Origin of the sequence: Microbacterium sp. CH-015 (assembly GCF_049707015.1) — a bacterium.
GTDB lineage: Bacteria > Actinomycetota > Actinomycetes > Actinomycetales > Microbacteriaceae > Microbacterium > Microbacterium aurum.
On record NZ_JBNAFJ010000004.1, the window covers coordinates 158,074 to 182,186 of the forward strand.

General features: G+C 71.8%; 23 protein-coding genes. 9 read left to right on the plus strand and 14 right to left on the minus strand.

Going from position 1 to position 24,113, the window contains the following annotated elements; all coding sequences use genetic code 11:
- Positions 1-30: 30 nt before the first annotated feature.
- From ACPYN4_RS08620 to ACPYN4_RS08635, 4 genes are all read right to left on the minus strand, one after another.
- Positions 31-3,027: an AAA family ATPase gene (locus ACPYN4_RS08620; RefSeq protein WP_424446124.1), complete on the minus strand. Its 2,997-nt coding sequence runs from the start codon at positions 3,025-3,027 to the stop codon at positions 31-33.
- Positions 3,024-4,172 (minus strand): exonuclease SbcCD subunit D, encoded by a 1,149-nt coding sequence (locus ACPYN4_RS08625; protein ID WP_424446125.1) that lies wholly within the window; start codon positions 4,170-4,172, stop codon positions 3,024-3,026. The genes ACPYN4_RS08620 and ACPYN4_RS08625 overlap by 4 nt, the downstream gene beginning before the upstream one ends.
- 70 nt (positions 4,173-4,242) lie before the next feature.
- Positions 4,243-5,709: an MFS transporter gene (locus ACPYN4_RS08630; protein ID WP_424446126.1), complete on the minus strand. Its 1,467-nt coding sequence runs from the start codon at positions 5,707-5,709 to the stop codon at positions 4,243-4,245.
- A 51-nt stretch (positions 5,710-5,760) separates the two neighbouring features.
- The gene (locus tag ACPYN4_RS08635; protein WP_424446127.1) at positions 5,761-5,886 is read right to left on the minus strand and encodes a hypothetical protein; all 126 of its coding nucleotides are present in this window, start codon (positions 5,884-5,886) and stop codon (positions 5,761-5,763) included.
- A 44-nt stretch (positions 5,887-5,930) separates the two neighbouring features.
- Here ACPYN4_RS08635 and ACPYN4_RS08640 point away from each other — a divergent pair, with 44 nt between their 5' ends.
- A complete protein-coding gene (locus tag ACPYN4_RS08640; protein WP_424446128.1) occupies positions 5,931-6,785 on the plus strand; it encodes an alpha/beta fold hydrolase in 855 nt (284 codons plus the stop codon).
- A gap of 22 nt (positions 6,786-6,807) precedes the next feature.
- Here the strand turns inward: ACPYN4_RS08640 and ACPYN4_RS08645 are convergent, their stop codons facing one another.
- Together ACPYN4_RS08645 and ACPYN4_RS08650 are read right to left on the minus strand one after the other, a co-directional pair.
- Positions 6,808-7,119 (minus strand): hypothetical protein, encoded by a 312-nt coding sequence (locus tag ACPYN4_RS08645; protein WP_424446129.1) that lies wholly within the window; start codon positions 7,117-7,119, stop codon positions 6,808-6,810.
- Between the two features lie 97 nt (positions 7,120-7,216).
- Entirely contained in the window at positions 7,217-7,516 is a 300-nt protein-coding gene (locus ACPYN4_RS08650; RefSeq protein WP_424446130.1) for a GNAT family N-acetyltransferase, read from the minus strand.
- 635 nt (positions 7,517-8,151) lie between these two features.
- Here ACPYN4_RS08650 and ACPYN4_RS08655 point away from each other — a divergent pair.
- The gene (locus ACPYN4_RS08655) at positions 8,152-8,862 is read left to right on the plus strand and encodes a winged helix-turn-helix domain-containing protein (protein WP_424446131.1); all 711 of its coding nucleotides are present in this window, start codon (positions 8,152-8,154) and stop codon (positions 8,860-8,862) included.
- Between the two features lie 80 nt (positions 8,863-8,942).
- Positions 8,943-9,905, plus strand: a complete 963-nt coding sequence (locus ACPYN4_RS08660; protein WP_424446132.1) for a DNA-3-methyladenine glycosylase family protein — start codon at positions 8,943-8,945, stop codon at positions 9,903-9,905.
- Positions 9,906-9,913: 8 nt separating this feature from the next.
- Here ACPYN4_RS08660 and ACPYN4_RS08665 read toward each other — a convergent pair whose 3' ends face one another.
- The 5 genes from ACPYN4_RS08665 to ACPYN4_RS08685 all read right to left on the minus strand — a co-directional run bounded on the left by ACPYN4_RS08665 (position 9,914) and on the right by ACPYN4_RS08685 (position 14,159).
- Positions 9,914-10,669 (minus strand): ABC transporter ATP-binding protein, encoded by a 756-nt coding sequence (locus ACPYN4_RS08665; protein WP_076689469.1) that lies wholly within the window; start codon positions 10,667-10,669, stop codon positions 9,914-9,916.
- Positions 10,666-11,712 (minus strand): iron chelate uptake ABC transporter family permease subunit, encoded by a 1,047-nt coding sequence (locus ACPYN4_RS08670; protein ID WP_424446133.1) that lies wholly within the window; start codon positions 11,710-11,712, stop codon positions 10,666-10,668. The genes ACPYN4_RS08665 and ACPYN4_RS08670 overlap by 4 nt, the downstream gene beginning before the upstream one ends.
- Positions 11,705-12,694 (minus strand): ABC transporter permease, encoded by a 990-nt coding sequence (locus ACPYN4_RS08675; RefSeq protein ID WP_424446187.1) that lies wholly within the window; start codon positions 12,692-12,694, stop codon positions 11,705-11,707. Before ACPYN4_RS08675 ends, ACPYN4_RS08670 begins: the two co-directional genes overlap by 8 nt.
- 14 nt (positions 12,695-12,708) lie before the next feature.
- The gene (locus tag ACPYN4_RS08680; protein WP_424446134.1) at positions 12,709-13,698 is read right to left on the minus strand and encodes a siderophore ABC transporter substrate-binding protein; all 990 of its coding nucleotides are present in this window, start codon (positions 13,696-13,698) and stop codon (positions 12,709-12,711) included.
- A 272-nt stretch (positions 13,699-13,970) separates the two neighbouring features.
- Positions 13,971-14,159 (minus strand): hypothetical protein, encoded by a 189-nt coding sequence (locus ACPYN4_RS08685; RefSeq protein ID WP_239281026.1) that lies wholly within the window; start codon positions 14,157-14,159, stop codon positions 13,971-13,973.
- Between the two features lie 156 nt (positions 14,160-14,315).
- Here ACPYN4_RS08685 and ACPYN4_RS08690 point away from each other — a divergent pair, with 156 nt between their 5' ends.
- Positions 14,316-15,104, plus strand: a complete 789-nt coding sequence (locus tag ACPYN4_RS08690; RefSeq protein WP_424446135.1) for a siderophore-interacting protein — start codon at positions 14,316-14,318, stop codon at positions 15,102-15,104.
- Between the two features lie 61 nt (positions 15,105-15,165).
- Here the strand turns inward: ACPYN4_RS08690 and ACPYN4_RS08695 are convergent, their stop codons facing one another.
- Positions 15,166-15,996, minus strand: a complete 831-nt coding sequence (locus ACPYN4_RS08695) for an aldo/keto reductase (protein WP_239281029.1) — start codon at positions 15,994-15,996, stop codon at positions 15,166-15,168.
- A 306-nt stretch (positions 15,997-16,302) separates the two neighbouring features.
- Between ACPYN4_RS08695 and ACPYN4_RS08700 the strand changes: the two genes are divergently transcribed.
- The gene (locus ACPYN4_RS08700; protein ID WP_281651793.1) at positions 16,303-17,472 is read left to right on the plus strand and encodes an RtcB family protein; all 1,170 of its coding nucleotides are present in this window, start codon (positions 16,303-16,305) and stop codon (positions 17,470-17,472) included.
- On the opposite strand, the gene ACPYN4_RS08705 is transcribed toward ACPYN4_RS08700, so the two are convergent.
- On the minus strand, positions 17,469-18,278 hold the full coding sequence (locus ACPYN4_RS08705; protein WP_424446136.1) for a Cof-type HAD-IIB family hydrolase: 810 nt from the start codon (positions 18,276-18,278) through the stop codon (positions 17,469-17,471). The genes ACPYN4_RS08700 and ACPYN4_RS08705 overlap by 4 nt on opposite strands.
- Positions 18,279-18,374: 96 nt before the next feature.
- Between ACPYN4_RS08705 and ACPYN4_RS08710 the strand changes: the two genes are divergently transcribed.
- From ACPYN4_RS08710 to pgi, 4 genes are all read left to right on the plus strand, one after another.
- On the plus strand, positions 18,375-19,673 hold the full coding sequence (locus tag ACPYN4_RS08710) for a sensor histidine kinase (protein ID WP_315551155.1): 1,299 nt from the start codon (positions 18,375-18,377) through the stop codon (positions 19,671-19,673).
- The gene (locus ACPYN4_RS08715) at positions 19,661-20,344 is read left to right on the plus strand and encodes a LuxR C-terminal-related transcriptional regulator (protein WP_424446137.1); all 684 of its coding nucleotides are present in this window, start codon (positions 19,661-19,663) and stop codon (positions 20,342-20,344) included. The genes ACPYN4_RS08710 and ACPYN4_RS08715 overlap by 13 nt, the downstream gene beginning before the upstream one ends.
- On the plus strand, positions 20,341-21,219 hold the full coding sequence (locus ACPYN4_RS08720; RefSeq protein WP_424446138.1) for a hypothetical protein: 879 nt from the start codon (positions 20,341-20,343) through the stop codon (positions 21,217-21,219). The genes ACPYN4_RS08715 and ACPYN4_RS08720 overlap by 4 nt, the downstream gene beginning before the upstream one ends.
- A 78-nt stretch (positions 21,220-21,297) precedes the next feature.
- The gene (pgi, locus tag ACPYN4_RS08725; protein ID WP_424446139.1) at positions 21,298-22,977 is read left to right on the plus strand and encodes a glucose-6-phosphate isomerase; all 1,680 of its coding nucleotides are present in this window, start codon (positions 21,298-21,300) and stop codon (positions 22,975-22,977) included.
- A gap of 14 nt (positions 22,978-22,991) precedes the next feature.
- Here pgi and ACPYN4_RS08730 read toward each other — a convergent pair whose 3' ends face one another.
- Positions 22,992-24,086 carry a hypothetical protein gene (locus tag ACPYN4_RS08730; RefSeq protein WP_281652558.1) on the minus strand — a complete coding sequence of 365 codons (1,095 nt, stop codon included), beginning with the start codon at positions 24,084-24,086 and terminating at the stop codon, positions 22,992-22,994.
- Positions 24,087-24,113: the final 27 nt, after the last annotated feature.

The following is a 24,113-nucleotide window of genomic DNA, read 5'->3' on the forward strand; positions in this document are numbered from 1 at the left end:
GCGCCGGCCCGGAAACGCGGGCGGGCCGGACTACCGGCGCACCGCGGCATCCTGTCGGATGACGCTCGGGCCCTCCGGCGTCGCTTCGACGAGGACCTGGGCCGGCACCTGCTCCTTCATCGCCTCGACGTGGCTGATCACCCCGACGGTGCGGCCGCCGGCGCGCAGCTCGTCGAGCGTGCGCATCGCCAGTTCGAGCGTCTCGGGGTCGAGTGAGCCGAACCCCTCGTCGACGAAGAGGGTGTCAAGGCGGATGCCGCCGGCGCGCGCGGTCACCACTTCACCGAGACCGAGGGCCAGCGCAAGCGACGCGAGGAACGTCTCGCCTCCCGACAGCGACTGCGGCGGACGCAGTCGGCCGGTGTGCGCGTCGAGCACGTCGATGCCGAGCCCGGACGCACGGCCCCGCGCCGCGCGCGCGTCGGAGTGGTGCAGGGTGTAGCGCCCCGACGACATCTCCGCGAGGCGGATGTTGGCGGCGGCCACGATCTCCTCGAGCTCCGCGGCGAGCACGAACGTCTCCAGGTCCATCTTCATCGTGTTCGGCGCCCGGCCGGCCACCGTATCGGCCAGTCGTGTGACGATCGCGGCGGCCTCGGCGGCCTCGGCGACGTCGGCGTAGGCGGCATCGGTCTGCGCGAGCAGTCCGCGCAGCCGCGCGGCGGTGCCCACCGCATCGCGGTGTGCAGCAATGGCGGCGGAGCGGGCCGCGTCGGCGTCGGCGAGGGCCGTGGCGGATGCCGCGAGCTGCGCCTCATCGACGTCATCGCCGGCGGTGTCGAGCTCGAGATCGAGCAGGCGCTGCTTCGCGGCGGTGAGGGCGGCGCGGTGTTCGGCGATCGTCGCGTCGAGGGTCGCGAGCGCCGACTCCTCCAGGAGTGCCGCGACAGCGTCGTCGGCCGACGTGAACGGCGACGCGGCGAGCAGCGCCTGCAGATCGGCGCGGGCGGCATCGCGGGAACGGGTCCGTTCCGCGAGGGCGGCGTCGGCGTCGACGAGCGCGCGGGCGGCGTCGCGCTGCACCGTGGTCGCGGCCAGACGAACGGCGACGGAGTCGTACCCACCGCGCGCCTCGGCGACCATCGCCTCCAGTCGGGCGGCATCGGCCGCGACGGCGGCGTGCTGCTCCCCGGCCCGCAGGGCGCGCTCGGCGAGCGCGGCCCGCTCGGTCTCCGCGGCAGCCGTCAGCTCGTCCAGCTCGGCGCGTCGGTCGCGCAGCGCCGCGGCGGCCGCGGCCGCCTCCTCGGCGGCTCGCAGCTGCGCCTCCGCCGCCGCCACCGCTGCCGCTGCCGCGTCGGGCGCGATGCCTCCGGAACGCTCTCGGACGGTGGCGTGACGCTGTCGCGCCTCGTGCGCGACGCCGGCGGCCTGCTTCTCGGCGGCGGCGGCGACATCGCGGGCCCGTTCGGCCTCGGCGAGGTCGTCGTCGGTGACCGGGTCTCCGGCGCGGTGCGCGGGTCGCGGATGCTCGGTGGACCCGCAGACGGCGCACGGCTCCCCCGCGACCAGTCCGGCGGCGAGCTCACCGGCGTAGCCGGCGAGGCGCTGCCGCAGGAGCTCCCCGACCCGGGCGCCAGCTGCCCCCGCCACTGCGACCGCGTCGGCGTACGCCGATTCCGCGGCGGCGACCTCGGTCGCCAGTGTCGCCGCCTCGCGGGCGGCGTCGCGCACGTCGACGGCCCCGGCCAGGGTGGCGCGGACATCCGCGACGCGGCTCGCGGCGTGATCGGCTGCGGCCAGCTGTTCATCGATCGCCGCGCGCTCGTCGGGGATCAGCGCGAGCTGTTGATCGATCGCGGTCAGCAGTTCGCCGACGGCGCTCCGCTCGCGCTCCAGGTCGCGGACCGCCGCCGCCGCGCGCCCCAGGTCCGCTTCGTGCGCGAGGGCGGCCTCCCAGCGGGCGAGCTCGCCCGTCAGCGCATCGAGGGTGGCGCGCACGTCTCCCCCGGGGTCACCGCCGGCGTCGCGCCAGGCGGCAGCCGCCGACGCGGCCGCAGCGACCGCGTCGGCGTGCGCGCGCTCGGCGCGCTCCGCCGTCTCCAGCGGCGTACGCAGCGTCGCCGCGGCGCGTGCGCGCTCGAGGCGTGCCCGGTCGGCGGCGATCAGGGGCTCGCGCTCCTGCAGCTCGGTCAGGCGGGCGCGCGCAGCGGCGCGGTCGCGCCCGCGCTGGGCGCGGTGCACGAGCTCAGCATGCGCGGCGGCCGCGGCGGCGTGGGCGGCATCGGCCCGGTCTTGCGCGGTGGCGGCCTGTTCGACGCGGTACTCGGCCCGCTGCAGGGAGTGATCGGCGGCGGCGCGGCGATCCGCGAGGTCCACCGGACGCTCCTCGCCGTCGGCGCGGCCGTCCGCGAGCCCGCCCTCGTCGATGAGGCGCTCCGCTTCGCCGAGCAGGGTCCGCGCGCGGGCGTCGACCGCCGACAGCTCACGCTGCGCGTCGCGCCGTCGCTGCTCGAGGTCGTCGCGGTACTGCTCGAAGCGCTTCGTGCCGAACAGCGTCCGCAAGAGCGTCTGCCGCTCCTCGCCGGGCGCCAGCAGGAAACGCGAGAACTTGTTCTGCGCCAGCAGGATCACCTGCTGGAACTGCTGCGCATTCACCCCCAGCACGTCGCCGAGCACCTCGCCGACCGTGCGGGGCTTCGCCGCCCGCCCGACCCAGGTGCCGTCGACGAGCTCCTCGAGCTCCGCGCGCGCGATCTCGGTCGTCACTCCCCCGCCGCGCTTGGCCGGTCGGTCGTACTCCGGAGCGCGCGTCACCCGCCAGCGGGTCTGGCGGACCGTGAACTCCAGCCGCACCTCGGTCGGGTCGGTGAGGAAGCTGTGGTCGCTGCGCAACCGCTTCTCCCCGCCCTCGTACCGGGGGACGGTGCCGTACAGCGCGAAGCTCACGCCGTCGAGGATGCTGGACTTGCCCGCTCCGGTGCGCCCCGAGATGAGGAACAGCCCGTCATCGTCGAACGCGTCGAAGTCGACGACCTGCGTCTGCCGGAAGGGGCCGAACCCGGTCAGCTCGAGCCGGTGCAGCTTCACGCCAGTGCCTCCGCGCGCACCCGTTCGTCGAGCACGTCGCGCAGCAGCTCACGCTCGGCGTCGGTGGTCCCCTGGCCGTCGCGGACATGGCTGAGGAACGCGTCGACGAGTTCCGCGTCGCTGCGCGCCGCGCGCACGCGCTGGGCGTAGCTGCGAACGTCGCCGGCGGCGAGGACCTCCGGCACGTGGACGACCTTGGCGCAGTGCGGAAACCTCTCCTGCAGGCGGCGCAGGGGGTCGCGAGCGGGCAGAGCGTCGGTGTACTCGACGCACACCCACGCGTCCTCGGCGTCGGCGTGGGCGGCGCCCGTCAGCAGGTCCTCGAAGGGCCCGCGCAGCGTCACGAGGCGGCGGGGCACCGGCAGGGCGAGCCAGGTCGCGTCGGCGACCCCCTCGGCATCCAGGTCGATCAGCCACGAGCCGCGCGGCTTGTCGCCCTCGCCGAAGCTGTAGTGCAGCGGCGCGCCGGCGTACCGCACCCGCGGGGCGAGCTGCTGCCGGCCGTGGATGTGCCCGAGCGCGACGTAGTCCACGCCCTCGAACACCGACAGCGGCACGACGTCGAGGCCGCCCTGCTGGATGTCGCGTTCCAGGTGCGGCGTCGGCTCGACCCCGGCCGCGAAGCAGTGCGCGATCGCCACGGAGCGCCCGCCGCGGACGGCGAGGTCGCCGCGCACGATGTCCATCGCCCGTCCCAGCACCTCGGCCTGGGACCGGACGCCCGGCCACTGCGCGCGCAGCAGCGCCGGTTCGAGGAACGGGATGCCGTAGAACTGCACCGGTCCGAACGCGTCGCTGACCGTGACGGGATCGCCGATGCGGGACGGATCGGTGAGGACGTGGATGCCGTCGCGGAGCAGTCCTGCCTGAAACCCCAGCCGCGCCGCGGAGTCGTGGTTGCCGCTCGTGACGATGACCTGCGCACCGGTGTCGGCGAGGGCGCGCAGGGTGTCGCTGAGGAGTGTGTAGCAGGCCGCCGCGGGGGTGGCGGAGTCGAACACGTCGCCCGCGACGACGACGACGTCGACCTCGTTCTCGCGGACCTGCGCCGTCAGGGTCTCGAGCACACCGCGCAGCGCATCGAGCGTGGCGTGACCGTGGAAGGTCCGCCCGATGTGCCAGTCGGAGGTGTGCAGGATGCGCATGCTCCCACGCTAAATCGGACCCCCGACATCGCCCGGCAGACCCGCGGCGGACGGCGTGAGACCGGCCAGCTCAGCTCCGCTGCGCGCGCCGCCGGGCGCCGAGGTCGATGACGCCGATCAGCAGCGCCAGGGCGACGAAGATGCCGACGGCCACCATGCCGTACGCGTACGCGTCGTGGTAGACCTCGAGCCCGTGGTGGTCGGCGTCGCTCTCGCGGTAGATCGTGGAGTAGAACAGCGACAGGCCGACCGCCGTCCCGACGGCGGTGCCGATCCGCTGGCCGAGCTGACCCACCGATCCCGCGAGACCGCCCGAGCGTGTGGGGATGTCGGCGAGGGTCAGGGTCTGATTCGGCGCGACGACGAGGCCCGCCCCGGCACCGGCGATCGCCATGACACCCGCCATCGCGTACGCCACGGCATCCGCCGGCACGGTGTACGCGACGATCGCGAGCGCGACGATGCTGACGAGCACGATGACGAGACCGCCGACGACGAGGGGACGCCCGAGGCGCCCCACGAGGTTGCCGCCGATCCACGCCGATCCGGCGCTGACGACGGCGAAGCCGATCGAGACCATGCCCGCGTACACCGGCTCGAGGCCCACGCCCGCCTGCAGGAACAGCGTCGTCAGCAGGAACATCGCCGGAATCGCGGTGAAGTAGGTCGTCACGACGAGCGTGCCGTTGCGGAACGACGAGATGGAGAACAGCCGGAAGGGCACGAGCGGGGACCGGCCGGATGCCGCGTACCGCCGTTCCCACCACGTGAACGCCGTCGCGGACACGACGAAGAGCACGAGGGTCCACCAGCGGCGCGGATCGTCGTCGGGCGAGCCCGTCGTGAACAGGAACGGCCACATCAGGGTGATGATCGTGAGCGCGAGGAGCGTCAGGCCGACGGGGTCGAGCTGAAGCTTCCCGGGGGTGGGACGCCGGGTGCGCGGCAGCAGCCCCACGACGCCGGCGATGACGATGAGGCACAGCGGCACGTTCATCCAGAAGATCCAGCGCCAGCCGTCCTGAGCGCCGCCGACGGCGATCATGAGCCCGCCGAGAGTGGGGCCGATCGCCGTCGCGATGCCGATCGTCGCACCGAACAGGCCGAAAGCCTGGCCGCGCTCCTTGCCGACGAAGATCTGCTGGATCGTCCCCAGGACCTGCGGCATCTGGATGCCGGCGGCGAGCCCCTGCACGAGGCGACCCGCGATGAGGATCTCGACCGTCGGCGCGAGGGCGCACACGACGCTCATCGCGAGGAAGAGGGTGAGCCCGACGAGGAACAGCGTCTTGCGGGAGCGCTGATCGCCGAGGCGGCCGAACGGGACGAGCGCGAGGCCGAACATGAGGACGTAGCCCGACACGACGATCTGCAGCTGCGTGGAGCCGGCGCCGAACGCCGACTCGATCGAGGGCAGGGCGACATTGACCTTGCTGAGGTCGAGGATCGTGAGGGCTGCGACGGAGACGCACACCCAGAACGCGCGCCAGCGCTGGGCGTGATCGAGCGGAATGCTGGCGGTCTGCGGCGAGGTCATCGGCTCCAGGCTATGCGCGTCGGCACCGCGATGCGTCCGCCCCGCGGCGACTCATGAGGCCGCGCGCTCCGCTCGCTTGGCCGCCTCGAAGGCGCGCAGCGCCTCGTACCGGTCGGCGGAGCGCTCGCGCGCCTTCGCCTCCTCGTCTCGGTTCTTCGGCGCGGCACATGCCCTCACCGTACGCTCAGCGTGCGACGCCGACCAGGCTCTAGCCTCGATCCATGCCCACCGACGACAGCCCCCTCCAGGCCGCCGCCGACACGGCATCCGACGTCGTCGAGCAGGCGACGGATGCCGTGGACCGCGCGATCGACGAGATCACCGGCGTGCCCTCCGACGACGGCCGCATCGAGGAGTTCTCCCACGACGGCGCGACGCTCATCGCCGAGGAGCGCGGCGACCGAGCCGCGACGCGCACCTTCGTCCTGGTGCACGGCATCGGCATGGGGCGCAAGGTGTTCGCCGACCTGGTGCAGCACCTCGATGGCGACGCGCTCGTCGTCGCGGTGGACCTGCCCGGCTACGGCGATGCGCCGGAGCCGGAGCGCACGCCGGCGATGGAACGCCTCGCCGACCTCGTCGCGGCGTACGTCCGCCACCTCGGCCGTGGTCCCGTGATCCTCCTCGGCCATTCGATGGGGACGCAGGTCGTCACCGAGGTCGCCGTCCGCCACCCCGATGCCGTCGAGCGGATCGTGCTCGTCGCCCCCACCGTCGACCGGCATCACCGCCACCCGCTGACGCAGCTGTGGCGGCTCGGGCGGGACCTGCTCGGTGAGAGCGTCAAGGTGCTGCTGCTCGGCGGCCGGGAATACCTGCGCGCGGGGCCGCACCTGCGCCGCAAGATGCACGCGATGCTCGTACACCGGCCGGAAGACGCCTATCCGCGCATCGCCGTTCCGACGCTCGTCGTGCGGGGCGAGCTCGACGTCGTCGTGCCACAGCCGTGGTTCGACGAGGTCGTCGCGGCCATCCCCGATGCCACCTCGTTCGTCGTCGAGGGGCACCACCACGAGACCCTCATCCGCACCGCCGAGCCCACCGTCGCCGAGCTGCGCCGCTGGCTGGACCGGTGACGGCGGCGGGCGACCCGGTCGCTCAGGATTCGGACTGGGCGTCGGTCTGCAGGTCTGGGTCCATACCCGCCTGGATCTCGGCGCTCTCGACGAACTGATCCGGCACGGTGACGGCACCGGCGCCGGATGCCGCGGCATCCGCCTGCGCATCCTCCGGCGTATAGCGGATGCCGCCCTCGACGGCCGATTCCGAGGAACCGTCCGTCGCCTCCGCGTCGGCGGCCTCCGCGTCGGTGGTCTCCGCGTCGGTGGTCTCCGCGTCGGCGGCGTCGCCGCTCTCCCAGCCGCCGGACGGCTCGGCGTTCACGACGCCCTCGGGAAGGTCGTTGCCCATGATGCGCTCCTCACTGTCGTGGAACCACTCTCGTGGGTCGATCGCGGGGCGCGCAGGGGGTTGACCCGACCGCGAGACGCGGGTAGCCCGCGCGGTCTCAGCCGGCGCGACGCTGTGCGAGAAGCCCGGCGTGCTCGGGATGCGCGGCGAACCAGTCGGCGACGTACCAGCAGACGGGGCTGACGACGCGGTCGCCGCGCGCCGCGACATCCGCCACCGCCCGCGCCACCAGCTCGCCCGCGTACCCGTGCCCGCGGAAGGTGGGGATCGTGTACGCCCGCGTCATCGCGAGGGTCTGCCCGTCGTCGCGGTAGTCGAGCACGCTCACGAGGTCATCGCCGCGGTGGAGCGTGTAGCGCGACTGGTCCTTCTCATCCGTGAACGTGAAAGCGGTCATTCCTCCACGGTACGCCCGGTCGGGCCCGTCGGGTCCGTGTGACCGGTGCGCGGCAGCGACGCGAGCCACGCGTCGACCTCGCGCTGGCCGCGCCACCACCCGACGCATCACGACCCGGCGGGGATGGTCGATCCACACGATCGCGTCGGCGCCGCCGGGCGTGCCGGGTGAGAGCAGATCCCCCAGACGCGGCGCGGGGGCGGGTTCAAGCATCCGTCGATTCTCGCGGGAACGCGCGGGCTGAGCAATCTGTCATATTCCGTCATGCGGGCGCCGCGGCATCCGTGCGGTTTGACACATCGCGACGCGGTTCGTCATAATCAGGCGCATGACTGACATCGCACGCACTCTGTCCGCCCGGGAGGCGAACGGAACTGCCGGCATCATGATGCCGCGCGTTGTCATGTGTTGCCGAATGTGTCGCTGACACGGTAAACCCCGCCGGGTGCACCCGCCGCTGCCGACCTGAGTCTTCAGGAACGCGCCGTCGCACCCCCGAGCATCCCGAACCGCCCACGACGCACGTTCCGGATCGCTCGCACATCGGCTCTGGGAACCATTTCCCGCCGGCCATCGCAACACACTCGAACCCGTCGAGGCATCAGCTCCGGGTTCCTCCCAAAGGACACGTCACCATGTCGAACGCCGCTCTTCTCGCCCAGCCCACCGCCGTCCGCCACCTCCACGCCGTCGAGACGCCCGCCCCCGTCACCCCGGCTCCGACCACCGGCAGCATCCGGGTCGGCACCGCGCCGCGCGGTTTCGCGCTGTACGTCGGCATCGACGAGGCCAAAGCCGCCGCCGACGGCGTCTCGCTGTCGACGCTGGTCGAGGCGCTGCGCCACACGCTCGGCGAGCTCGCCCCACACGCCGAGACCTACGCGACCGTCGCGCTGGCGCCCGTCGGCGCCGGCGGCCGTGACGTCGACGTCGTCCGCCTCGCCCTGCACGAGCCGAGCGCCGTCGCACGCACGAAGAACGAGCAGTCCGAAGAGGACCACGTCCCCGGCGGCGTCACCATCGACATCTCCCGCCGCCGCGTGCACATCGACGGCGAGTCGGCGGCCCTCACGTTCAAGGAGTTCGAGCTGCTGCAGTACCTCGTGCTCCGCGAGGGCCGCACGATCGAGCGGACCGAGCTGGTCTCGTCGCTGTGGAGCCACGCCGACGCCGATGAGGCGCCGGGCGAGCGCACCATCGACGTGCACGTGCGGCGCCTGCGCGCCAAGCTCGGCCGCTACGAGGACGTCGTGCGCACCGTGCGCGGCATCGGCTACCGGTTCGACCGCCACGCCGACGTCGTCATCCGCTACGGTCACGGCACGCCTTCGCCCGACCGCTTCTGAGGCCACGCGCGGCGTCGTCCCCCCTCCCCACCCCGCGAGGCGGCGGAGGGATGTCGGTGGCGGTCGCTTAGGCTGACGGCATGAAGAGCGGGGTGCGGATGCCGACGCAGACGCGCGATCCGCGCGCCGCGCCCGACCGGCCCCTGGAGACCGAGTACCGACCCCGCGTCGCGATCGACGCCCGCCGGGCGATCGCGTATCAGCAGCGCGGCGCGCACGATCCCTCGCACACCGTGCACGAGGGCATCATCTGGCGGGTGAGCCGCACTCCCGAGGGCGTCGCGACGCTCGCGATCCGCGTCGAGCGCGACCGTGTCCGCGGCGCGGCCTGGGGACCGGGCGCGGATTGGGCACTGCAGCAGCTTCCCCGCCTGTGCGGCGCGGCGGACGATCCCGACGGGTTTGAGGCCGACCGGCATCCGCTCATCGCCGACGTCCACCGCCGCCACCCGGCGCTGCGCATCGGGCGCACCGATCTCGTCTTCGACGCGCTGGTCAGCGCGATCTTCGAGCAGAAGGTGACGGGGCTCCAGGCCTTCGGGGCGTGGCGCATGATCCTGACCTGGTGCGGCGAGCGCGCGCCGGGACCGACGCCGCGGCCCATGTTCGCGCCGCCCGCGGATTGGCGTCTGATACCCAGCTGGACCTGGCATCGCGCCGGGCTCGAGCCGCCGCAGGCGAAGACGATCGTGTCCGCGGCGGCACGGCGCACCTCGATCGAGCGCGCCGCAGCATCCGCGACGGACGGCGATGCACGCGACCGCGTTTTCACGAGCCTGCCGGGCGTCGGCGTCTGGACGAGCGCGGAGACCCGCATCCGCGCCTTCGGCGACGCCGACGCCGTCAGCGTCGGCGACTACCACCTGTGCCATCAGGTCGGGTACGCCCTGACCGGCCGCCGGGTGGACGATGACGGCATGTGCGCGCTGCTCGAGCCGTGGCGCGGTCACCGTCAGCGGGTCATCCGACTGATCGGGCTGAGCGGCGCCGTCGAGCCCCGCCGCGGGCCGCGCCTGGCGCCCGAGGACCACCGGGGCCGCTGACCTGCGACTCAGTAATAGACCGCAAGGCGGCCGCGCGGGCCGTCGACCACCTCGACGGGCGTGTCGAAGATGCCGGTGAGCACATCGCCGCGGATGATCTCGTCGGGCGTCCCGAACGCGACCACCTGCCCGTCTTTCATCGCGCACACCCGGTCGGCGTAGTGGCCCGCGAAGTTGATGTCGTGCAGCACCACGACGATCGTGCGGCCGAGTTCGGCGGCGGCGCGGTGCAGGTGGCGCATCATCTGCACGGCGTGCTGGATGTCGAGGTTGTTCAGCGGCTCGTCCAGCAGCACGTAGTCGGTGTCCTGCGCGAGCACCATCGCGACGTAGGCGCGCTGACGCTGACCGCCGGACAGCTCATCGAGGTAGCGACCCTCGAGTCCCTGCAGCCCCAGGAAATCGATCGAGCGGTCGATGACGGCCTCGTCGGCGAGGGTGAGACGGCCCTGCGAGTGAGGGTAGCGGCCGAAGCCGACGAGCTGACGCACCGTGAGCCGCGTCACGAAGTGGTTCTCCTGCCGGAGCACGGCGACCACCTTCGCGAGCTCCCGCGATTTCGTCGAGGCCACGTCGTGTCCCGCGATCGAGACGGTCCCGGCATCCGCGTCGAGAAGACGGCCGATGATCGTCAGCAGCGTCGACTTGCCGGCGCCGTTCGGGCCGATGAGCGCCGTGATGCCGCCGGCCGGCAGGTCGAGGTCCACCGGGCCGATCGAGACCTCGGTGCTGTAGCGCTTCTCGACGGCGGTGAGCGAGATCACAGGCGCCCCTTTCGCAGGAGGTGGATGAGGAAGAAGGTGCCGCCGACGATCTCGACGATGATGCCGACCGACCCGGCCGCGTAGAAGACGTGCTTGAGCACGAAGTACGCGCCGCCCAGCACGACGAAGCCCACGAGCCACGACATCGCGAACATCCGTCGGTGGTCGTACGTGTCGGCGAGCTGATAGGTGACCATCGCGACGAGGAACCCGAAGAAGGTCATGGGCCCGATGAGCGAGGTCGACACGGCCATGAGGATCGAGACCATCAGCAGCGCGAGGATCGAGTCGCGCCGCTGCGGCGACCCGAGGCCGAGCGCGATGGGGCGGCCGAGGGCGAGGACGTTCAACCGCCGCGCACCCCACCACAGCCCGGCGGCGGCCAGCACCATGAGCGGCACCGCGATGGGCAGGTAGGTGACATCCGCGTTGGCGACGCTGCCGATGAGGCGCGCGGTCAGCAGGTCGAACTCGGTCGGAGTGAGCAGGCGCTGCAGGAAGGTCGAGAACGCCGCGAGCGCGCCGCCGAGGATGATTCCCACGAGCAGCATGATCTGCACGTTCGCGTACCGGCCTGACAGCAGCCAGCCGTAGAGGATGCCGGAGAAGACGAGCATCACGAGGATCTGCAGCAGATAAGGGCCGGCCCCCTGGACCATGAGCGCACCGGCGGCACCGAAGAAGAAGATCGCCGCCGTCGAGATCGCCGTGTACAGCGACTCGAATCCCATGAGCGAGGGCGTCACGATGCGGTTGGCGGTGACCGTCTGGAACGTGATCGTCGCCAGCGACTGGCAGATCGCCACGATCACGATCACGACGACGCTCGACACGCGCAGCTGCGCGATACGCCAGAAGCCGTCGCTGCCCGCGGGGGCGGGGTTGTCCCAGACGAGGATGCCGAGGGCGATCGCCGCCGCGAGGACGGCGAGCGCCGCGAGCGTCACGGTGTAGCGGCGGGCGTGGGCCGCGGTCGGGAAGGCGCCGGTGCGGCGCACCGGTGCAGGCGGCGCAGGCGGCACAGAGGTGAGGATGTCAGGCACGGCGACGCTGCCTCAGCAGAAGGGCGATGAAGACGACGGAGCCGACCATCGCGAGGATGAGTGAGACCGGCACCTCGAACGGCATGTTGATGACTCGGGCGACGATGTCGCACGCCGTGATGAGGGCGATGCCGCCCAGCGCGACCCAGGGGAGGTTGGAGCGCAGGTCGTCGCCGCGGATCAGCGACACCACGTTCGGGACGATCAGGCCCAGGAACGGCAGGTTGCCCACGACGACGGTCACCACACCGGAGGCGAGGGCGATGAGGGCGGTGCCGACGAGGACGATTCGCCGGTAGTCGAGGCCGACGCCGGTGGCGACGTCCTCACCGAGGCCGGCGATCGTGAAGCGATCGGCGGCGATGAAGACGGCCACCACGACGATGAGCACGACCCACAGCGGCTCGTACTGTCCGCGCAGGACCGACGTGAACGAGCCCGTGAACCAGATGGCCATGCTCTGCAGCATGTCGGTCGACAGGGCGATGAAGGTCGAGACGGCGCCGACGACGGCGCCGATCATCATGCCGACGATCGGGACGATGATCGACGAGGTCAGCATGACCCTGCGCAGGAAGAAGAAGAAGAGCATCGTGCCCACGAACGCCATCGCGACGCCGCCGATCATGCGGGCCATGAGCGGTGCCTCGGGGAACAGCAGCATCACCAGCAGCAGACCGAGACCGGCCCACTCGGTGGTGCCGGTCGTCGTGGGCTCGACGAAGCGGTTCTGCGTGAGCAGCTGCATCACGAGGCCGCACATCGCCATCGCGGCACCGGCGAGGATCAGCCCGACGGTGCGCGGGATGCGGGTGATGAGGAACATCTCGCCGCCGTCGGGCGCGCCCCAGATGTCATAGACGCCGACGAACAGCGACAGCGTGACGAGGCCGGCGACGACGACGAGGCCGCCCACCAGCGGCCACGTGAACAGGCGTCCACGTGACCGCCGGCGAACGGCGACGTCGGCAGTCGAGATCATGCGGGTGGTCGCGCTCACGCCTCCAGCGCGTCGGCCAGGTCGTTGAAGAACTGCGTGTAGGTCTGGATGCCCTCGTTGAGGTAGGTGCCCTGCGGCATGTAGACGACGTGGCCGGCCGTGACGGCCGTGACGTTCTTCAGCGCCTCCGAGGTGCCGATCAGGTCATTGGCCGGCGTGTAGGCCTCGTCGGTGTTGGCGCTGACCCCGGCATCCCGGTCCATCACGAGGATCCAGTCGGGGTTGGATGCCGCGATCGCCTCGACCGAGATGTCATCGCCCTGGTGGTCGGTGGAGCCGTCCACCGTGAGCGCGGGCGTGAGGCCGAGGACGTCGAAGACCGGCCCGAGGGTGCGTCCGCTCGTCGGCGCGGCGTAGTTGACCTCGCCGCCCGAGGTGATGACGGCCATGACCGTCTCGGTGCCGTCGTAGGCGGCGGTGACGCGCTCGATCGACTCCTCGAAGTCGGCGACCATCTTCTCCGCCTCGTCCTGCTTGCCGAAGATCTCGCCAAGCACGGTGACCTGGCGCTTCAGCTCCTCATCGAACGCCTCGCCCTCTCGCGGGTCGAGCTCGACGATGGTGGCATCCGGGACGAGGGTCTGGAAGTCGCCGTAGTAGCTCGCGAACCGCTGCCCGTTGATGATGAGGTCGGGGTCGGCGGCGACGACGGCCTCGAGGTCGGGCTCGCCGTGGTTGCCGAGGTTGATGACGTCGGCCCCGTCCTCCTTGTACGACAGGCCCGCCGGGAAGATGTCCAGCGGCGCGGCGACGACCTCGATCCCCCACTCGTCGAGCACGGTGATGGTGCGGTTGTCGGTGGCGACGACGCGCTGCGGCGGCAGCGCGACGGTCTGCTCACCGTGGTTGTCGGTGACGGTCACCGATTCGGGCGCCGCGGTCTCGCTCTCGACGGCGGCCGGGGCGCTGCCGGCGCAGCCGGCGAGGGCGAGCACGCCGGTGACGGCGAACGCGGGGAGGGACAGACGACGGAACGTACTGCTCATGCGTGATTCTCCTGGGTAGGCGCGGCACGCGTGCGCAGCGGAAGTCGCACGCCGCCTCGCTGTCGGCACAGGGTCGCCACGGGCGACCCGACGCAGGTCAGGTTAGCCTAACCTGATCATGCGACGCCACCTCGCGTCGATCGGCTGGCTCATCGCCTACGAATCGTGGCGCGGCCGCACGCCGAACGACGACGTCCCCTGGGACGACGGCGCCCAGCTCTGACCGCACGGTCAGGCTGGGCTCCCCTCGCTGCCGCGATCCCCTCGAGCCGTCAGGGCGCGCTCTCCGGCGGCGCCTCCTCGTCCTCTTCCTGGTTGAAGTTCGACGGCTCGTCGGTGTGACCGGCCGCGACGCCGTCGGGGTCCGGCGGGATCGTTCCGTCCTGGCCGAGGCCCCCGGGCTTGCGGGTCACGTCGGTGTCGGTGCTGTCGGGATCGTCCTGTCCCGTGATGTCGCTCATGTCGCTCTCCCTTCCGGTGCGGGGGCCGGCGACCGTCCGCCGCGCCCCTCCGCTGCGACGCTACGGATCGACGAGGTCGCCACGGAGGGGCTTGACCGGCGCGCGCCGGCGCGGTAACCCGGCGCCCCGGGCGGCGAGTGAGGGTAACCTAAGTTCATGACCTCCCCCACCTCCACGCCCTCGTTCACGCTGTCCCGGGCCGGGCTCGAGCTGCGCTTCCGCCAGGTGCATCTGGCGGCGCGGCAGTGGCTGACCGCGGATTACGTCCGCATCCGGCTCGAGGGAGCGGACCTGCGCGGGTTCACCTCGCTGGGATCGGACGACCACATCCGCGTGTTCTTCCCCGACACCCCGCCCGCGTCGGTCGAGGATCTGCGCGCGGCCCCCAGTCGCGAGTACACGCCGTTGGCGTGGGATGCCGACGAGGGATGGCTCGACCTGGAGTTCGCGATCCACGGCGATCAGGGAGTCGCCGCACCGTGGGCTGCGACCGCGGAGATCGGCGCGATCGCCGACGTCGGCGGGCCCCGCGGATCGATGGTGCTGACCGGACGACCGGATGCCTGGCTGCTCGCGGGCGATGAGACCGCCGTGCCCGCCATGCGGCGTTTCACGCACCTGATGGACGCCGACGCGGTGGGACGCATCCTCGTGGAGGTGGCGGATGCCGACCAGGAGCTGCCCCTCGATGCCCCCGCTGGCGTGGTCGTCGAGCAGGTGCACCGCGGCGGCGCGGCGGCCGGGGCCGCTCTCGCCGCCCGCCTGGATGCGCTGACCGCGACCGACCGTCCGGCCGGTGACGTCTTCGGTTTCGTCGCGGCGGAACAGTCGATCGTCACGCACGGCCGGGCGCTGCTGCTCGAGCGCTGGGGGCTCGACACCGACCACGTCGTCGTCAAGGGCTACTGGAAGCGCGGCACCGACGAGTATCACGCTCCGCACTGAGTCTGCGCCCCGCCCCTACGACCGGGCAATGGTCGTCCGCTCCCGATCGGGCGGGGCGGCCTCACATCTCCTCGTGCGTGTCGGGGTCGCCGTCCCACAGCCGCCCCCGCTGCAGGCCCGTCACGGCGGCGATCTCGTCGAGACTCAGGCCGATGCCGAACACGTCGGCGTTCTCGATCTGACGCGCCGGGTCGGCGGACTTGGGGATGGGCGTCGATCCCAGCAGGGTGTGCCAGCGGAGCACGACCTGGGTGGGGGTGACGCCGTGACGCTCGGCGAGCTCGACGATGACGGGCTCGCTCAGCAGCTCACTGCGGCGCGCGAGGGGGCTCCAACTCTCGGTGCGGATACCGTGCTCGGCGTGGAAGGCGCGCAGCGCCGCCTGCGGGAAGTACGGGTGCAGCTCGACCTGGTTGACGGCCGGGACGACGCCGGTCTCGTCGATGAGGCGCGTCAGCATGGGCTCGGTGAAGTTGGATACGCCGACCGAGCCGACCCGCCCCTCCTCCCGCAGCGCGATCATGGCCCGGAACGTATCGACGTAGCGATCGACGCTGGGGTTCGGCCAGTGGATGAGGTACAGGTCGATGCGGTCGAGGCCCAGCCGCTCGAGCGAGCCCTCGGCGCTGCGGATCGCCTCGTCGTAGCCGTGGTCGCGGCCGGGGATCTTCGTCGTGACGATGAGCTCGTCGCGGATGCCGCTGCGTCGCACCGCTTCGCCGACCTCCGCCTCGTTCTCGTAGTTCACGGCGGAATCGAGCAGCCGGTAGCCGTTCTCGATCGCCGAGACGATGGCGGCGGTGCCGTCCTCGCCGCGCAGGTTGTAGGTGCCGAGCCCGAGTTCGGGGAACGTGGCGCCGTCGTTGAGGGTGACCGTGGGAATCGTGACCATGCCTCCACGCTACGCCGCTCGCGTCGACGGATCTCCGGTTGACCCGGAGCCGGACCGCCACTATCGTGACAAGGCTGCGCCGACCGGCACAGCATCCCTCGGAGGACGACATGACCACGTATCAGCGTGATCTTCTGCAGCCGGAGCTGGGTCAGCCCAGCCTCCGCAATGAGTCGTACCCTCCGGCGCGCGCCGTCTGACACCGTTACCGTCATACGCCCCGCACCGATAAGGTCTGGGGCGTTTCTCGTGCAGCCCTCCCTGCGCGACAGCCCCCCGGGCCGTCACCACGCAAGGAAAGGAACCATGGAGAAGCTCACGAACCGGCTGCTGTCGTGGGCGAGCCTCATCGACGAGAAGACCGTCGAGCAGGCCCGCACCTCGTCACGCATGCCGTTCATCTACCCGCACCTGGCGCTCATGCCCGATGCGCACCTCGGCAAGGGGGCGACCGTCGGCTCGGTCATCCCGACGCTCGGGGCCATCATGCCGGCCGCCGTCGGTGTCGACATCGGCTGCGGCATGATCGCCGTCCGCACGCAGTTCACGAAGGCGCAGCTGCTCGCGCGCGACCTCGTGGCGCTGCGCGAGCAGATCGAGCGAGCGATCCCGCTGTCGGCGGGCCGCGACAACCGCACGATCGTCGCGACCGCCGAGCCGCGCGTCGCCGAGCTGGAGGAGCTCGCCGCCGCGAAGGAGTTCGATCCCGCCCGCTACGCCGGGCGCTGGCGCAACCAGCTGGGGTCGCTCGGGTCGGGCAACCATTTCATCGAGGTGTCCGTCGATGAGACGGATGCCGTGTGGATGTTCCTCCACTCGGGTTCGCGGGGTGTCGGCAACAAGATCGCCACGCACCACATCGCCGTCGCGCAGCGGCTCGCGAAGAAGTGGTGGATCGAGCTGCCCGACCCCGACCTCGCCTACCTCGTGGAGGGCACGGAGGAGTTCCGCCGGTACATCGCCGAGCTGCGCTGGGCGCAGCACTTCGCCCTGCTGAACCGGGAGGAGATGATGGACCGCGTCGCCCGGCAGCTGTCGGAGACGATGGGCGAGGGCGTGCAGGAGCTCGAGCGCATCAACTGTCACCACAACTTCACCGAGAGCGAGAAGCACTTCGGCAAGCAGGTGTGGGTGTCGCGGAAGGGGGCGATTCAGGCGGATGCTGGCAGGCTCGGCCTCATCCCGGGGTCGATGGGCACGGCATCCTACGTCGTGTCCGGTCTCGGCAACCCGCTGTCACTGAACTCCTCGCCGCACGGCGCGGGGCGCGAGTACTCGCGGTCGGCCGCGCGGCGCACGTTCACGCACGCGCAGCTGCGCGAGGCGATGACGGGCATCGAGTTCCGTGACACCGACGCGTTCATCGACGAGATCCCGCAGGCGTACAAGCCGATCGACCGGGTCATGGCCGACGCGGCCGATCTCGTCGAGGTGCGGCACACCCTGCATCAGCTCGTGAATGTGAAGGGCGACTAGCCGATCAGTTCATCGATCGCGGTGAGGACGCCCGCCTCGGCGTTGGAGCCCGCGCGGAACCGCGCGACGGCAGCCACGTCGGGGTGGGCGTCGGCCATCGCGTACGACCAGTCCGCCGCCTGCAGCAGCTGCAGGTCGTTGAGATAGTCGCCGAAGGCGGCGGTCTGGGCGGGCGTGACACCGAGAGCGGCCTGCAGGTTCCGCAGGGCCACACCCTTGTTCACGGTCGTGTTCATGATGTCGACCCAGTGCCGGCCCGACACGACGACCTGATGGCTCTCGCGGAGGTCGGCGAACGCCGGCGCCGTGTGCGCCTCGCCGCCGTCGATGTCGAAGATCGCGAGCTTGAGGATCTGGTCCGACACCGCCAGCAGGTCGGGCACGACCTCGAGCCTCGCATAGTACTTCTCGACCTCGGCCACGAACTGCGGCGCGGTGTCCTCGATGTACGCCGAGCGCTTGCCGCACACCACGAGCCCGGCGCGCAGTGCGCCGTCCGCGACGAGGCCGCGCAACCGGGCGACGACGGCGGCCGCGAAGACCGGATCCATCGCGTCGGAGCTGACCTCGGCATCCCCTCTCACGACGTACGCACCGTTCTCGGCGATGTAGTCGAGCTCGGCGTCGACACCGGCGAACATCCGCTGCAGTGTCGCGAGCTGCCGCCCGCTGGCGGGCGCGAACGCGATCTTCCGCTCCCGCAGTCGCTCGAGCAGCGCCCACAGTCCGTCGGGCATCGACCCGTCGGGCCGGAGCAGCGTGCCGTCCATGTCGACGGCGATGAGGCGGATGTCGGGTACGGTCACCTCCTCATCTTCCCAGGCGCTGCGTAGGGATAACCCGAAGCGCTTCGTCGGGCTGGCTCTGGGGCGGCGCGCGCGGCGCACCCCTACCGTGGAGCCATGACCATCGCCACATCCGCCACCGGCTCCCCGTCGGTCGCCGCGCCGCCGTCGGTCGCGCGCGCCACGCGGCCCCATCTGGCCTCCCACCTCGGCGCGATCGCCCAGCTGGCGGCCGCCGGCCTCGTCGGCTCGCTCCTGTTCGGCGCACTCGCGACGCTGCTGAGCCTCGGCGTGAGCCTGCTGCTGGTGCTCGGCATCGGCATCCTGTTCCTCCTCGCCTTCCTCTATCTGCTGTGGGCGACCTCGTGGCTCGAGCACGAGCGGGTCGAGGGTCTGTACGGTTTCGGCGTTCCCACGCTGCGCGCACGACGCAGCGGCGTCCCCGGGTTCGGCGGCTGGATGCGCACCCTGTGGCAGCAGTTCATCGACGGGCAGATGTGGCGCGGCGTCGCCAGCGCCGCCATCGCGACGGTGCTCGGCCTCGTCGTGCTACCCACCGTCGCGGGGCTCGTCGCCTCGGTCGGCCTCGCGTTCGCTCCGCTGGGGGCCGCCGACACCGTGCGCGTCCCCGGCACCGGCTTCCAGATCGAGGACGGGTGGGCGGTCGGCCTCGGAGTGCTCGGCGTCGTCATCTCGCTCGCCGTGCTTCTCGGCGTCGCGCTGCTGCACGCCGTGCTCACCCGCGCGATCCTCGTCCCCTCGCAGGAGGCGCAGTTCGCCGCGCAGGCGCAGGTCGCCGGCGCGCAGCGGGCGGGCGCCGTGCGCGCGAGCGAGGTCGAGCGCACCCGCATCGAGCGCGACCTGCACGACGGCGTCCAGCCGCGGCTCGTCTCCGTCGCGATGACCCTGGGTCTCGCCCAGCAGAAGATCGACGACGACCCCGCCGCCGCGAAAGCCCTCGTCGACGAGGCGCACACCTCCACGAAGGCGGCGATCACCGAGCTGCGGCAGCTGGCCCGCGGCATCCACGCCTCTGTCCTGGACGATCGTGGGCTGGATGCCGCGCTCAGCGCGCTCGCGGCCCGCTCCCCCATCCCGGTGCAGGTCGACGTGCGCGTCGACGGACGCTGCAGCGCGCAGGCCGAGGCCGCCGTGTACTTCGCGATCGCGGAGTCGCTGACGAACGCGGCGAAGCACTCCCGCGGCTCGGAGGCCCGTGTCGTGGTGCGCCGCCGCGACGACGGGACCCTCTGGGCGCGCGTCGAGGACAACGGCATCGGCGGCGCACGGGTGCTGCCCGGTGGTGGACTGGACGGCATCACCAACCGCATCCTCGCCGCCGGCGGCACCGCCCGCCTGGACAGCCCGGCCGGGGGCCCGACCGCCCTGGAGGTGAGCGTCCCGTGCGCATCCTGATCTGCGAAGACTCCGCCCTGCTGCGCGAAGGACTCGTGCGCGTGCTGGAGGACGCCGGCCACGAGGTCGTCGCCGCCCTGCCCGACGCGTCCGACCTCGACGCCGCCGTCGCCCGGACCGCACCGGAACTGTGCGTCCTCGATGTGCGCCTGCCCCCGACGTTCACCGACGAGGGCATCCGCGCCGCCCTGGCGCTGCGCGCAGCCGACCCGGCTATTCCGGTGCTCGTGCTCAGCCAGTACGTCGAGGAGCGCTACGCGAGCGAGCTGATCACCGGTCAGTCGGCCGCGTTCGGCTACCTGCTGAAGGACCGCGTCGCCGACATCCGCGACTTCCTCGCCTCCATCGAGCGCATCGCGGCCGGCGCCACGGTGCTCGACCCCGAGGTCGTGGCTCAGCTGCTGACCCGCCGGTCCCGCGACAAGCGGATGGCGCGGCTCACCGAGCGGGAGCGCTCGGTGCTCGCGCTCATCGCCGAAGGCAAGAGCAACCAGGCGATCGCCCAGACGCTGTTCGTCAGCGAGGCGAGCGTCGAGAAGCACATCACCTCCCTCTTCCAGAAACTCGACCTCGAGCAGGACGAGCACGGCAACCGCCGGGTGCTCGCTGCGCTCGTCCACCTCGACCACGGCGGCTCCGGCACGGCGCCCCAGAACGGAGCACTCCGATGAGCACGACGACGCCCCTCACCCCGCCGCCGGTGGCGGGCCCACCCACGACGCCCGGCTCGCCCGGGGCGCCTGGTTCGCCCGAGGGGCCCGGCAGGCCGCCGCGGCGCACCACCGCCCGCGTCATCGCCATCCTCGCGATCGTGGTCGGCGGCATCCTCATCCTCGGCACGGTGACGGCGGGCATCTTCTCCGCCGTCCGCGCCGCGACCCTGCGCCCCGAGACGTTCACGGCGGATGCCGCGGGCATCGCCGCGCTCGACATCGACATCTCCGGGGCGTCGCTCACGGTCGAGTACGGCCGCGATGCCGCGCTCACCGTCGACGGCGCCGCGGGCGACTGGCGCTTCGAGCGGGACGGCGACGTGCTGCGCGTGACGAACGAGCGGTCGTGGTGGACGGGCTGGCACTGGGGCGGCACCGATGAGGCTGTGTTGACGCTGCCGTCGGCGCTCCAGCGGACCGCGATCGACGCCGAGTTCGGTGTGAGCGGCGGGGTGCTGCACGCCGACGGGACCTACAAGGACCTGGACATCGAGCTCGCCGCCGGCTCGATCGAGCTGTCGGGCACGGCGCACGACCTCGATGTCGACGCCTCCGCCGGGCGCACCGTCTTCGACCTCGATGACGTCGACACCGCCGACATCATCCTGAGCGCCGGCGCCGTCACCGGCACGCTCACCGGGGAGGCGCCGACCGAGGTGACCGCCGACGTCTCCGCGGGCAGGCTGCAGCTGACCCTGCCCGACACGGCGTACGCCATCGCCTCCGACGTGTCGGCGGGCGAGTTCCGCCACACGCTGACGGAGGATCCCGCCTCGCCGCACCGCGTGAGCGTGCAGGTCTCCGCCGGCGCGGCGATCCTCGACCGCGACTGACCTCCCCTCCCTGCCCTCGCCGACGGCCGCCTCACCTGACGCACGCGCCTCCGGCCGCGGCGCGCTAGCGTGGGTCCCGTGACCACGCCGATCGATGCCACCACCACTTCCGCCTGGGGCGAGCTCACCGCCCGCGCCGACGGGTTCACCCCCGACCTCCGCCGCTGGTTCGCGGACGATCCCGGACGGGTCGAGCGCCTGACGTTCGATCTCGCCGACCTGCGGATCGACCTGTCGAAGAACCTGGTGGACGACGGCATCCTCGCCTCGCTCGTGAAGCTCGCCGACGAGGTGCACCTCACCGAGCGCCGCGACGCGATGTTCCGCGGCGAGCACATCAACACCACCGAGGACCGCGCCGTGCTGCACACCGCGCTCCGCCGCCCGGCGGGCGCCGAGCCGCGCCTGGTCGTGGACGGGCAAGACATCGACGGGGACGTGCAGGGCGTGCTCGACGCGATGACCGCGTTCGCCGAGCGCGTGCGCTCGGGCGAGTGGGTCGGCGTCACCGGCAAGAATGTGCAGACCGTCGTGAACATCGGGATCGGCGGGTCGGACCTCGGCCCCGCCATGATCTCGGCCGCGCTCGAGCCCTACGCGACCGCCGGGATCTCGGCGCGGTTCGTGTCGAACATCGACCCGTTCGACCTGGCGAACAAGACGAAGGATCTCGACCCCGAGACGACGCTCTTCATCGTGGCGTCGAAGACCTTCACGACGCTCGAGACGCTGACGAACGCCCGGCTCGCGCGCGATTGGCTGTGGGCGGGACTCGCGGCATCCGGTGCGATCTCGGGCGATGACGCCGCACGGCAGGATGCCGTGGCGCACCACTTCGTGGCCGTCTCGACGGCCCTGGACAAGGTGGCGGCGTTCGGCATCGACCCCGACAACGCGTTCGGATTCTGGGACTGGGTGGGCGGCCGTTACTCCGTCGGCTCGGCGATCGGGCTGTCGCTCATGATCGAGCTGGGTCCCGACGCGTTCCGCGAGCTGCTCGCCGGCTTCCACGCCGTCGACGAGCACTTCGCCACGACGCCGCTGGAGCGGAACGTCCCGGCGCTGATGGGCCTGCTCAACGTCTGGTACACGAATTTCCTGGGCGCGCAGTCCCACGCGGTGCTCCCCTACGCACAGCAGCTGTCGCGCTTCCCGGCGTACCTGCAGCAGCTCACGATGGAGTCCAACGGCAAGCGGGTGCGGTGGGACGGATCCCCCGTCACCTCCGACACCGGCGAAATCTTCTGGGGCGAGCCCGGCACGAACGGCCAGCACGCCTTCTACCAGCTCATCCACCAGGGCACGCGCCTGATCCCGGCCGACTTCATCGGCTTCGTGAACCCGGCGTATGCGCTCACCGACGACGGACGTGACGTGCACGGGCTGTTCCTGGCGAACTTCCTGGCACAGACGAAGGCGCTCGCGTTCGGCAAGACCGCCGAGGAGGTCGAGGCCGAGGGGACGACGGGCCCGCTCGTCGCGGCACGCACGTTCCCAGGCAACCGCCCCACGACGTCGATCTTCGCGCCGGCGCTGACCCCGCGCGTGCTCGGCGAGCTCATCGCGCTGTACGAGCACCTCACCTTCACGCAGGGCGTGGTGTGGGGCATCAACAGCTTCGACCAGTGGGGTGTCGAGCTGGGCAAGCAGCTCGCCCTGCAGATCGCGCCGGCGATCGAGGGCGACGCGGATGCCGCGGCCGCCCAAGACGCCTCGACGCGCGCGCTGCTGGACTACTACCGCGCGCACCGCGCGTAGCGCCGCGGCGGGCGTCAAGCCGGGACGGCGACCGGATCGTCTTCGTGCGCGGCGAGCGCGTCGGGCTCGGCACCGCCCGCGGTGCGGAAGTGGCCGAGCACCGACAGCAGCAGGCCGCCGACGGTCCACCCCGCCAGCACGAGCCAGGAGAACGAGGCGTCGGCCTGCGGGAAGTACGAGACATCGCGCAGCAGGTTCGCCGCCGCGCCGGGCGGGAACCACTGACCGACCTGACCCCAGATGCCGGGCAGGAACTCCCGGGGCATCGCGGCGCCCGAGATCGGGTTGGCGAACAGCATCATGATGACCGGTCCGACGGCGATGCCGGCGCGGCCGAGCAACGCGACGGCCCCGGTGATGGGCGCGGCGATCGCCGAGAGGGCGAGCGCGATGACGGCGGACTGCACCCAGAAGTCGCCCTGCAGCACGCCGAACCAGCCTGCGAGGATGCCGGTGAGCACAACGCCGCCGACGGCCGAATACACCACGACGGCCAGCACGCGACGCATCGCACCGATGACGGCGATCGCGATCGCGATGCCGCCGATCATGCCGCCCATGACGAGCGGGAACATCGCCGCCGTGAGGCCGGTGCCGCGCGGGTCGGTGTCGGCGAGCGGGACGACGTCGGTGACGGCGACCGTGATGTGATCGGGTGCGGGCGCACCGGCGGCTGCCGCGGCGGCAGCGGCCTGCGCGTTGACCTGCGTCTCGAGCGCGGCACCGACCTGCGTGAGCAGCTGACTCACCGACAGGTTCGCCGCCGACGAGGTCAGCACCTCGGGTGCCGCGCCCGGCGCGTCGCCCAGGACGATCGCCCCGTAGACCTCGCGCTTTTCGATCGCGGTGACCGCGGCATCCCGATCTGCGACGTCATCGAACGCGAAGACGTCGGGCTGCTTCTTGTCGAGGGCATCCGTCACGGCAGTGACGGCCTCGGCGGGGCCGCTCACCGCGACGGGCAGGTCGTGCGGCTCGGCCGTGACGCTTGGCCACGCGAACGCGAGGACGATGACCGCGACGATTGCGGCGAGGCCGACGGAGAGGCCGAGCACGCGGCCGATCGGCGTATGGGGAGTGGGGGTGGGAGTGGGAGTGGATGCGGACATCACGGAACCTCGGAGACTCGGAGATCT

Bases quoted from the DNA above. Each gene is read 5' to 3' on its own strand.
- ACPYN4_RS08625 (WP_424446125.1), bottom strand. From the start codon at position 4,172: ATGCGCATCCTGCACACCTCCGACTGGCACATCGGGCGGACCTTCCAC.
- ACPYN4_RS08630 (WP_424446126.1), bottom strand. From the start codon at position 5,709: ATGACCTCGCCGCAGACCGCCAGCATTCCGCTCGATCACGCCCAGCGC.
- ACPYN4_RS08640 (WP_424446128.1), top strand. From the start codon at position 5,931: ATGCCCACCGACGACAGCCCCCTCCAGGCCGCCGCCGACACGGCATCC.
- ACPYN4_RS08645 (WP_424446129.1), bottom strand. From the start codon at position 7,119: ATGGGCAACGACCTTCCCGAGGGCGTCGTGAACGCCGAGCCGTCCGGC.
- ACPYN4_RS08650 (WP_424446130.1), bottom strand. From the start codon at position 7,516: ATGACCGCTTTCACGTTCACGGATGAGAAGGACCAGTCGCGCTACACG.
- ACPYN4_RS08655 (WP_424446131.1), top strand. From the start codon at position 8,152: ATGTCGAACGCCGCTCTTCTCGCCCAGCCCACCGCCGTCCGCCACCTC.
- ACPYN4_RS08660 (WP_424446132.1), top strand. From the start codon at position 8,943: ATGAAGAGCGGGGTGCGGATGCCGACGCAGACGCGCGATCCGCGCGCC.
- ACPYN4_RS08675 (WP_424446187.1), bottom strand. From the start codon at position 12,694: ATGATCTCGACTGCCGACGTCGCCGTTCGCCGGCGGTCACGTGGACGC.
- ACPYN4_RS08680 (WP_424446134.1), bottom strand. From the start codon at position 13,698: ATGAGCAGTACGTTCCGTCGTCTGTCCCTCCCCGCGTTCGCCGTCACC.
- ACPYN4_RS08685 (WP_239281026.1), bottom strand. From the start codon at position 14,159: ATGAGCGACATCACGGGACAGGACGATCCCGACAGCACCGACACCGAC.
- ACPYN4_RS08690 (WP_424446135.1), top strand. From the start codon at position 14,316: ATGACCTCCCCCACCTCCACGCCCTCGTTCACGCTGTCCCGGGCCGGG.
- ACPYN4_RS08695 (WP_239281029.1), bottom strand. From the start codon at position 15,996: ATGGTCACGATTCCCACGGTCACCCTCAACGACGGCGCCACGTTCCCC.
- ACPYN4_RS08700 (WP_281651793.1), top strand. From the start codon at position 16,303: ATGGAGAAGCTCACGAACCGGCTGCTGTCGTGGGCGAGCCTCATCGAC.
- ACPYN4_RS08710 (WP_315551155.1), top strand. From the start codon at position 18,375: ATGACCATCGCCACATCCGCCACCGGCTCCCCGTCGGTCGCCGCGCCG.
- ACPYN4_RS08720 (WP_424446138.1), top strand. From the start codon at position 20,341: ATGAGCACGACGACGCCCCTCACCCCGCCGCCGGTGGCGGGCCCACCC.
- ACPYN4_RS08730 (WP_281652558.1), bottom strand. From the start codon at position 24,086: ATGTCCGCATCCACTCCCACTCCCACCCCCACTCCCCATACGCCGATC.